Below are 9,389 nucleotides of genomic sequence, written 5' to 3'. Positions count from 1 at the left end.
GTCTTTTTTTGTTTACCACACCCACCCCACACACTCGCGCCCCTCTAACCCGCGCGCGGGGGGGGGGGCGCCCGCCCCCCCCCCCCCCGCCCCCCCCACGCCTGTCCCACCCAGTAAGTACGGGAGCCATCCGATGTACCGACGCTCCGCAGCGGCTGCTGTTCTGCTGGCCGCCGCCCTCACGCTGACCGCCTGCAGTTCGGGCGGCGACAAGGCCGACTCCGCCGCGGACGCGAAGGCCAAGCCGCCGGCCTCGTCACCGATCCCGGACCCGGCGGACACCCCGGCCACGACGGACCCCACGCCCGGGGCGAAGCCGTCGGGCCCGGTCGTCCCGGACGACAAGCTGACCCCGAAGACGGGCAGCTTCACCGCGCAGGAGAAGAAGTACCTGAGCGGCCGGGTGCCGGAGAAGACGGACCCGGCGGCCGTCCTGCAGACCGGCCAGGAGTCCTGCCAGCGCGTGCAGCGCACCGCGAAGCGGGACAAGGACGCGGCGACCGGCGCCGTCATCACCGGGGAGATCGCGGGTGCGAAGGACGCGATCAACCTGCTGTGCCCGGACCAGAAGCCGATTCTCGCGGCGGCGGAGAAGGGCTTCCCCGAAGGTCCCCGGTCCTCGCCGGCTCCCGGTAGCTACCGGGCGCTGACGCAGGCCGTGAACTGCACGTGGGAGGCGAAGGGCAAGGACGGGGCGATCCTGGCCTCGGGCCCGGAGACCCCGCCGAAGGCGGGCGACAAAATCACGGCGACCATCCCGGCCGGCACCGCCGAGTTCAACTCGACCGGCTGTTACGCCTGGCTGCGCGCCTAGGCCGTGTCTTTCGGATCAGGGTGGATCGGCCCGGGGTGTCCGGTGCCGTGCATCGCAAGGCCGAGGAGGGAGCCGACGTGGTGTGTCGGCGACCGACGAGAACGCCGCGAGGCGCGGTGCCGGACACCCCGGGCCCGCCATGATCCGAAAGGCACGGCCTAAGCCCGGCGCGGCGCGCCTCGCGGGGCCGCCCTGCGGCTCCGGCACCCGGACGCCCCTCTTCCCACCCGTCGCGGGTGCGGGGGAGGGGCGTTCGTGATTGTCGGCGGCCAACCGCCCTTCCACCGTGGCGTTTTCGCCCGCCGATCGGGGGTACCCGCGGGTCCAGAGCGCAACGACACCGAATTCGGAGGCGAGTCCTATGACCGGCCTGGGCGGCTGCATCGGTCTGATCGTGGTGGGGGCGATCCTCACCTTCGCGACGGACTGGGAGATGCGGAGCGTCGACCTCGATCTGGTCGGCCTGATCATGATGGCGGTGGGTGCCATCGGCCTCGCCGTGTACTCCAGCGTCCTCAAGCGCCGTCGCACCATGGGCGCGGTGCCGGTGGTGCAGGAGCGCCGCGACGTCATCTGAGCCCCGCGACGCCGTCCGAGACCCGCCGCACCCCGCGGCCGACCCCGCGGGCGGCCCGCCCGGAGGCGGCCCGCGCGGTCAGCCGCGTACGGCCGCTTCGTACACCGGCAGCAGGGTGTCCAGGACGGAGTCCATCGAGAACGACCCGGCGGCCAGTTCGCGGGCAGCCACCGACGCCGACCGGTTCGCGGCGGGGTCCAGCAGCGACAGCACCGCCGCCGCCACGCCCTCCGGACCGGGGTCCACGGCCCGCCCGGCACCGGCCGCCGCGATGTCGCGGGCCAGACCGTTGGAGTGGGTCACCACCGAAGGCACGCCCACGGCGAGGGCCTCCAGCACCGACATCGGGAACGGCTCGTCCACGGAGGGCAGGACGTAGACGTGCGCCCGGCGCAGCTCGCGCAGCACCTCCTGCCCGCTCAGCGCCCCCGGCACCCGCACCGTGTCCGCGAGCCCCAGCTCCGCGACCCGGCGCAGTACGGCCGCCCGCTCGCCCTCGTCGGGACCCGCGACGACGAACTCCGCGTCCGGGTACGCGGCCAGGACCGCCGGAACGGCGTCCACGAAGTCCACCGGCCGCTTGCGGGCCTGCAGACGCGCCGAGTACAGGATGCGCGGCGGGCCCTCGGGGACGGGCCGTTCCTCCTGCGCCGGCGTGCCGTTGACGAGGCGCACCGCGTTCGCCAGCGGGCCGCCGACGACCGCGTCGAGGCCCTCCCGCTCGTGCGGGGTCAGGTACAGCACCGCGGACGCGCCGCGCAGCACCCGGCGCACGGCCAGCGCGTCCAGCACCTTGGCCAGCAGCTTCCCGCTCGGGTCCACCATGCCGTGGGTCTGCAACACCAGCGGCCTGCCGGCCCGCAGCGCCGCCAGGGCCACGGGCAGGGTCACCAGGTCGCGCGCCAGGTGGACGTGGACCACGTCCGCGTCCCGCACCAGCCGGCCCGCCGAGGCCAGCAGGGCCGGCGAGGTCATCCCGCTGAAGCCCAGCGGCAGCAGCCGCCGCGCCGGAAACAGCTTGGCCGCAACCCCCTCCACCTCGGTCGGCCACGGATCCCCGAAGCCCTCGCCCAGCGCGAGCAGCCGCGCCTCGTGGCCCCGGGACCGCAGTCCCTTGGCCAGGTTCAGCGCGACCCGCACCGGCCCGCCGAAGGCGTGCGAGGGCGAGTGCAGGGTGACGGCGTGCAGGACTCTCACTTGGGCTCCTCCACCGGGCGGCGGCGCCCGTCCTGGGTCTGCAGGGTGAGCTCCGGCAGGTCCTTGTGCACGACGGACCCGGCGCCCGCGACCGCGCAGCGGCCCAGGGTCACCCCGGCCAGCACGGTCGCCCGTACCGCCACCCACGCCCCGTCCCCGACGGTGATCGGGGCGTTGCGGTAGCGGAAGTCGGCCGCCCGGTGGTCGTGCGAGCCGGTGCACAGCATCGCCTCCTGGGAGACGCACACGTGCGAACCGATGGTCACCGGCTCCAGGTTCAGCACCCAGGCGCCCTCGCCTATCCAGGCGTGGTCCCCGACCGTCAGCTTCCACGGCCACAGGATCCGCACCCTGTGCCGGATCAGCACCCCTTCGCCGATCTCCGCCCCGAAGGCCCGCAGCAGCGCCACGCGGACCCGCGCCGGACAGAACCAGCTCATGAACAGGGTGTTCATCACGGCGAACCAGAGCGCCTGCGTCAGCAGCCCGCGGCCCTTGTCGTATCCGGCCAGCGTGAAGCCAGGAAGATCGCGCAACTGAGGTCCCCTTCGTCCACCCCCGGCGGCGCCTCCCCGGGCGCCGACCGCTCAGACTAGACTGCGGCCGGACCAGGCACATCGGGTGGGGGCGCAGTGGCAACGGACATACGCAAACCCTCCGCGGCGCGCCCGGTGCCGTCGCTGGAGGACGAGGCCAAGTGGGGCCGGGTCACCACCCCGCGCACCCTGCTCTCCCGGGCGCTCTCCGTCCCCCTCGCCCTCGGGTTCACCGTCTTCCTGCCGCTCTTCGTCGCCGTCCAGACCGGCGACGGCCAGCGCGACGCGGCCTTCTGGCTCCAGCTGCTCCTGACCATGTACGCGGGCGCCCGGCTCTCCGCGATGGTCCTCACCAGCCGCCGCAAGCTGCTTCAGGGATCCTTCTGGCTGTTCGTCTACATGGCCATGGGCGTGGCCCCCCTCGCCCAGGCCGTCCTCGGCCGGGTCCCGACGCCCGTCGTCGGCCCGCGCTCCGACCTGACCCTCGCCGTCGGCCTGGTCCTGCTCGGCTGCCTCGCCTTCGACGTCGGCGTCCTGCTGGCCCGCCACCGGCCCACCGTCCGCTCGGGCGACCCCCGCAAGGAGCAGCGGCCGGTCATGGCCCACCGGCGGCGCCTCCAGCTCCTCGCGGCCCTGTCGTTCGCGTGCAGCGCCGCCTTCGTGATGAAGCTGGGCGGCCCGGCGGTGTTCTTCTCCAGCCGTCAGGAGATCATCGCGGGCATCGAGGAGGCCGGCGTCTCCAACGGCGACGGCCAGGCCGGCCAGGCCCTGCTGCGCGGCTTCGGCACCGTCCCGGCGCTGCTGTCCCTGCTGCTCTACACGCGCTGGCTGATCACCTCGAAGTTCGCCCGCCGCAAGGTCTCGATCATCGTCACCTGGTCGGCGCTGGCCGCCCTGAACCTGGTGGTCAACAACCCGATCTCGAACCCCCGCTACTGGTTCCTCACGGTCATGTTCGCGCTGCTCTTCACCGTCTTCCCGGTGAGCGCCGCGATGTACCGGGTGGCGCTGTCGATGGCCGTGGTGATCGCCCTGCTCGTCTTCCCGTTCGCGGACCGCTTCCGCTACGACGAGAAGAACTACAAGCCGGTCGAGACGACGTCGTTCCTGGAGCCGATGGCGCTCAAGGACTACGACCAGATCGGCATGTTCGCGAACACCATCACCTACGCGCAGTCGGGGCCCGGCCACTCCTACGGCCGCCAGCTCGCCGGCTCCGTCCTGTTCGCGGTGCCCCGTTCGGTCTGGCCCGGCAAGGCGCGCGACACGGGCGTGCTGGTCGGCCAGTGGATGGGCACCGTCAACACGAACCTCTCCTCGCCGATCTGGGCCGAGCTGTGGCTCGACTTCGGCCCGCTCGGCATGGTCGGCGGACTGCTCGGCCTGGGGTACGCCGCCGCCCGCATCGACCGCCGCTACGCCCAGCGCGCCACCCGCCGGGCCCCGCCCGGCGCGCTGATCTCGGTGGTGGTGCCGCTCGTGGCCGGCTACTCCTTCATCCTGCTGCGCGGGCCGCTGCTCCAGGCCTCGGGCCGGGTCGCGATCGCGGGCCTGTGCCTCGCGCTCGTCGCCACGTACCGCGCCGACAAGGGCACCACCCTGCGCTAGCGCGGGACGGCGGTGCCCCTGCCGGTCCCCGGGTCCGGTCTCAGGCGGTGAGCGGGACGGGATGGATCTCGTCGGCGGGGTGACCGGTCCGCTCGTGGATCCTGAGGACGGCGTCGGCGTCCGGGCCGGTGGAGAGGCAGTAGACCGTGCCCGACTCGGGGTCGGCCCAGGCCTTCTCGAAGTGGACGCCCTCCTCGCCTTCGATGGCGAGGTCGGCCCGGTGCGCGGCCATCAGTTGCTCGGCCGTGATGCCCTGCATTCCTGTGTGCACATCCATGAACGTCGCCATGACGGCGCCTCCTGTCGAGTGTTCCCCTCCCATGATTCGCCCTGGACGGCCGCGGTGCGAGCGCAGGCCGGACGAGGAGGGGGGACCGGCGTTCCGGGAGGCTGCCGGGGCCGCCGCTCAGGCGGGGGCGGCCGACCGGTCGGACTCGGCGGCCGGCGCGGGCACCTTCAGCCGGGCCACCCGGAGCCAGCCCGCGCCCGCCTTCGCGGCGGAGCCCAGCGCCAGACCCCACGCGGCGCCGGCCACGCCCCACAGGACGTACCCGCCCACGAGCAGGCCCACCGAGAGCAGCGAGAAGACCACCTGCAGCGACAGCGTCGCCTTCGGGTTGAGCACCCGCAGCGTCAGCAGCGCGCAGGTGCCGAGCCCCATGACGGCGTACTGGGCACCCGTGGCCGGCAGCAGCGCGGCCGCCGCCTCCCAGGTGTCGCCGAGCAGCCGGCGTCCCACGCGGTCGGGGAGCGCGTACAGGACGGCCCCCCACCCGGCGCCCAGCAGCGCGAGCGCGCCGCCCATGAGCGCGGTGAGGCGGACGACGCCCCGCTTGCCGCGGGCCCGGCCGACGACCGGCGGCCCGAAGGCGTTCGCCGAGTTGAACAGCACGTTCAACGGCCCGAAGAGCGTGGTCGCCCCGCGCAGCGCGCCGACGGCGAGCGGGGTCGCGAAGACGCCGAGACCGAGCACGGCGAGCTGGCTGGAGCCGTTGCCCACCGCGAACTCCACCACGAACCGCTGCCCGAGGTGACCGCGGCGCAGGTACGGCCGCAGGTCGGCGCGCGCGCCCCGGGCGTACGGCCGGAGCAGCCACAGCCCGAGCGCCAGCGCCGGCAGCGCGGACAGCCCCCACACCAGCACCAGCCGCCCCGCCGAGGCCCCCTGGGGCTGCACGGCCAGCGCGGCGAGGACGCACACGAGGCGCAGCGCGTCGGCGGCCAGCGCCCGTTCGGGCAGGCGCAGCGCGGAGAAGCAGTACCGGAGGCCGTCCTGGAGCAGCACCAGCGGAAGGACCAGGCCCAGCGCGAGGATGGCCCGTCCGGCCGGACCGGGCAGCGCCGACCCCACGAGGGCGAGCAGGGCGCCCGCGGCGGCCGAGGCGACGCCGGTGAAGCCGACGGCCGACCGGCACACGGCGCCGAGCCGCTCGCCCTTCTCCAGGACGACGCTCTGGCCGACGTAGGCCATGTTCAGCCCGAGGAGCACGCTGAACGCCACGTACACCATCGAGAAGTCGGCGAACCCGGACGCCGAGGACAGCCGGGCGGCCAGCACCAGCACCAGGATGTTGGTGGCGCTGGAGGCTGCCTGGTCCAGGACCGACGCGACCGCGGCGAGAGAGCGCCGGCTCACCGCCGGCCCGTGCGGACGGTGCGCAGGGCGACCGTGTCGGTGCCGTCGCCCGGGATGTGCTGTTCGGCCTCGGCGACCTCGTACGGGATCGGCTGGGGCTGCGGCGGCCGCGGCTTCGCGGTCGCGTCCGGGGTCTCCGGGGCGGTCGGCGAGCCGTCCTTGCCCTTGCGTCCGCGCTTCTCGCCGGGCAGCGGAGCGTGCAGCACCGCGCCGAGGACGGTGCCGCCGGCGCCGCTGATCAGCTCGCGGATGCGGGACAGGTCGGTGCGGTGCACGGCGCGGGGGTCGCAGACGACCAGCACCCCGTCGACGCGGTCGACGAGGGCGAGGGCGTCGGCGTACGAGAGCACGGGCGGCGCGAGCACGACCACGGTGGAGTTGGGGGAGTCGGCCTCGGAGATCAGCCGGGTGGCGCGCGCGGAGGTCAGCGCACGGGGCACGTTGCGCGCCCGCTCGCCGGGGATCAGGTCGAAGGAGCCGGATTCCCCGGCGTCCACGACGAGCTGGCGCCCGTCGGGCCACTCGGAGTCGCCGTGGCGCCCCCCGGCGGGCGTGTTGCCCGGGGTCTGGCTCCACCGCGGCCGGCCGCCGGCGTCCGTCGGCAGCTGGCTGGCCAGCACCGGGGTGCGCAGGTCCGCCTCGATGAGCAGGACGTCCTTGCCGGTCTCCGCGAAGGAGGCGGCCAGGTTCACGGCCACCGCGGCCGCGGTCTCGCTGCTGCCGCGCGGGGCGACGACCAGCAGCCGGCGCCGGTCGGCGAACCGGGCGTCGTAGGCGAGCCGGAAGGCCACCGAGCGGTACTCCTCGGCGAGCCGCGGATCGGCCTCGCCGGCGGCGAGCAGCGGGCCGCCGCCGGTCTTGTCCCGCGGCAGGTAGCCGAGGACGGGCGCGCGCAGGGCGCGGGCCACGTCGCCCTCGGAACGGGGAGCCGGGTCGAAGACGAGGCGGACCCAGGCGGCGAGCAGGCCGAGCGCGAGGCCCACGGCCGCGCCGAGCGCGAGCGACATGACGATGCCGGGGCCGTCGGTCGACGTCGGCGCGGTCGCCGCACTGGTGACCCGGCCCGGGGTCATGTCCAGGGCCTGGAGCTTGGTGATCTTGCCGTTGTAGCCGCCGACCTCGCTCTGCAGGTCCGTCTTGGTGGAGGTGGCGGTGTCGCGCGGGGCGCCGGCCGGCATCCGGGCGATGTCCTTGGACAGCTCGTCGAGCTGCTTGGCGACCGGGTCGCGCTGCTCCTGGTACCCCTTGACCATCTTGTCGCGGGTCGCGTCCAGGGACTCCTGGCGCTTGAGGAGGTACGCGTCCGTCATCGCGTTGGCCCGCTTGGCGGCCTCCTTGGGGGAGGACGCGGTGTAGGTGAAGCGCAGCACCATGGTCTGCGGCGGGTTGGTCACCTGGAGGCCGCCGCGCAGGGCGCTGAAGTCCTTGGCGGACACGCCGAGCTTCTTCGCGGCCTCGTTGGCTATGGAGGAACTGAGCGCGACCTGCCGCTCGGAGCCGATGTTGATCGCCTTGTCCGGGGCGAGGCTCGGGTTGAACGGGTCGTCGGTCGGCGCGCGCAGGACGACGTCGGCGGTGGCCACGTAGGTGTCCGCCGTGGAGATCCCGAGGTACACGCCGCCCAGCAGGCCGACCCCGATGCCCGCGCCGATGAGCCGGCGGTAGCGCAGGAGCTGCCTGAACTGGTCCCTGAGGAGATCGGGCTCGTCCTCCGCCGGGGCCGCCGCGGGGCGGTTCGTATCGATCACGGCCGGGGACCCCCAAGTGCTTCGTCCATCAGTGCGTCGATCCGGGCCAGGCCCGCTTCGCGGCTCAGGTGGGCCGCCACGTGGCGCGGTCCGGCCGCGCCCAGAGCGTCCGCGCCCTCCGGGTCCTCGGCGAGGGCCCGGACGGCCTTCAGCAGGGCCTCGGGGTCCTCCGGCGGTACGAGCACCCCTGCGCCCGAGCGTTCCACCTCCTGGGCGGTCCCGCCCAGAGCCGCCACGGAGGCGACGACCGGCCGGCCGGCCTGGAAGTAGGACGTGAGTTTCGACGGCACGCTCATGTCCATGACGGCGGCGTGCTGCGTGACCGCGAGCACGTCCGCCGCGGCGAGGATATCCGGGAACTCGCCGTCGGCGGCAGGGGGAATGATGTCAAGGTTCGGCACATCGGCCGCGAGGTCCGCCAGTGCCGAGCGCTGACTGCCGTCACCCATCAGGACGAAGCGGACGTCGGGGTCGAGCCGTGCGGCGCCGACGAGGACTTCGAGCCCTTGCTTGAGCCCCATGTTCCCGGAGTGCAGCACGACCGTCTGGCCCGGGGCCCAGCCCAGGTGGCGGCGGGTCTCGGCGCGCGGCTTGGTGGGCGCCGCCACGTGGGACCAGTTCGGGACCAGGCGTATCTTCGCCGGGTCCACGCCCATGCCGACGACCCGGTCCACGAAGGTCTCGTGGATGACGCCGACCAGGGTGGCCCGCTTCAGCGCGTACGCCTCGGCGCGGCCGGCGATCGCGGCCGCCTTGTCACCGCCGCTGATCCCGCTCTGCGCGGCGGCGGCGCCCATCAGGTCCTGGACCACGGGGACGTACGGGACCTTCCACTTCGCCGCGAGCCGGGCGGCCAGTACCCCGCCGGCCAGGCTGGGCATCTGGGCGAGGACCGCGTCCGGCTTCGGCATCCGGGGCGGGGCCACGGCGCCGTGCAGCAGAATCGACCCTTCGAACAGGGCCCGCTTCACGGCGGTCTGGCGCGCCGGCACGGTGTGCGCACGCCGGTGCACGTGCACCCCCGCGCGCTGTTCCGTGCGCCGTAGCGCCCCCTTGTACTCCGGCTCGAGCGACCACGCGGGGTAGTGGGGCATGCCCGCCAGGACGTGCGTCTCGTGGCCGAGATCCGCCCAGTGCTCGGCGATCTGGGTCGCGTAGGGCCCGATACCCGCGTGCTCCGGAGCGTAATTCGTGGAAACCAGCAGCAGGCGCCGGTGACCGGATCTGGACACTGAGCGTCCCCTCTTCCCCTGGATGATGCGCACGTCACCCT

General features: G+C 74.1%; 9 protein-coding genes. 3 read left to right on the top strand and 6 right to left on the bottom strand.

The window, feature by feature from the left end:
• The first annotated feature begins 133 nt into the window (after nt 1-133).
• Together ACFWW8_RS13245 and ACFWW8_RS13240 are read left to right on the top strand one after the other, a co-directional pair.
• On the top strand, nt 134-814 hold the full coding sequence (locus tag ACFWW8_RS13245; protein WP_386527553.1) for a hypothetical protein: 681 nt from the start codon (nt 134-136) through the stop codon (nt 812-814).
• A 361-nt stretch (nt 815-1,175) separates the two neighbouring features.
• Nucleotides 1,176-1,391 carry a DUF6458 family protein gene (locus ACFWW8_RS13240; protein ID WP_383901241.1) on the top strand — a complete coding sequence of 72 codons (216 nt, stop codon included), beginning with the start codon at nt 1,176-1,178 and terminating at the stop codon, nt 1,389-1,391.
• 78 nt (nt 1,392-1,469) lie between these two features.
• On the opposite strand, the gene ACFWW8_RS13235 is transcribed toward ACFWW8_RS13240, so the two are convergent.
• Both ACFWW8_RS13235 and ACFWW8_RS13230 read right to left on the bottom strand, forming a co-directional pair.
• The gene (locus tag ACFWW8_RS13235; RefSeq protein ID WP_386527550.1) at nt 1,470-2,588 is read right to left on the bottom strand and encodes a glycosyltransferase; all 1,119 of its coding nucleotides are present in this window, start codon (nt 2,586-2,588) and stop codon (nt 1,470-1,472) included.
• A complete protein-coding gene (locus ACFWW8_RS13230; RefSeq protein ID WP_386527547.1) occupies nt 2,585-3,124 on the bottom strand; it encodes a WcaF family extracellular polysaccharide biosynthesis acetyltransferase in 540 nt (179 codons plus the stop codon). Before ACFWW8_RS13230 ends, ACFWW8_RS13235 begins: the two co-directional genes overlap by 4 nt.
• 96 nt (nt 3,125-3,220) lie before the next feature.
• Between ACFWW8_RS13230 and ACFWW8_RS13225 the strand changes: the two genes are divergently transcribed.
• Complete coding sequence (locus ACFWW8_RS13225) at nt 3,221-4,732, top strand: hypothetical protein (protein WP_386527544.1); 1,512 nt, start codon at nt 3,221-3,223, stop codon at nt 4,730-4,732.
• A gap of 40 nt (nt 4,733-4,772) precedes the next feature.
• Here the strand turns inward: ACFWW8_RS13225 and ACFWW8_RS13220 are convergent, their stop codons facing one another.
• From ACFWW8_RS13220 to ACFWW8_RS13205, 4 genes are all read right to left on the bottom strand, one after another.
• The gene (locus ACFWW8_RS13220; protein WP_386527541.1) at nt 4,773-5,021 is read right to left on the bottom strand and encodes an SCO4226 family nickel-binding protein; all 249 of its coding nucleotides are present in this window, start codon (nt 5,019-5,021) and stop codon (nt 4,773-4,775) included.
• Between the two features lie 117 nt (nt 5,022-5,138).
• Nucleotides 5,139-6,368, bottom strand: coding sequence for a hypothetical protein (locus tag ACFWW8_RS13215; RefSeq protein ID WP_386527538.1), 1,230 nt, complete (start codon nt 6,366-6,368; stop codon nt 5,139-5,141).
• The gene (locus ACFWW8_RS13210; RefSeq protein ID WP_386527535.1) at nt 6,365-8,116 is read right to left on the bottom strand and encodes a lipopolysaccharide biosynthesis protein; all 1,752 of its coding nucleotides are present in this window, start codon (nt 8,114-8,116) and stop codon (nt 6,365-6,367) included. The genes ACFWW8_RS13215 and ACFWW8_RS13210 overlap by 4 nt, the downstream gene beginning before the upstream one ends.
• Nucleotides 8,113-9,318: a glycosyltransferase family 4 protein gene (locus tag ACFWW8_RS13205; RefSeq protein ID WP_386527590.1), complete on the bottom strand. Its 1,206-nt coding sequence runs from the start codon at nt 9,316-9,318 to the stop codon at nt 8,113-8,115. Before ACFWW8_RS13205 ends, ACFWW8_RS13210 begins: the two co-directional genes overlap by 4 nt.
• Nucleotides 9,319-9,389 lie beyond the last annotated feature (71 nt).

Source organism: Streptomyces sp. NPDC058701, from assembly GCF_042715295.1.
GTDB lineage: Bacteria > Actinomycetota > Actinomycetes > Streptomycetales > Streptomycetaceae > Streptomyces.
Note: the sequence above shows the minus strand (reverse complement) of the source record. Positions and strands in the feature narration are given on the sequence as shown.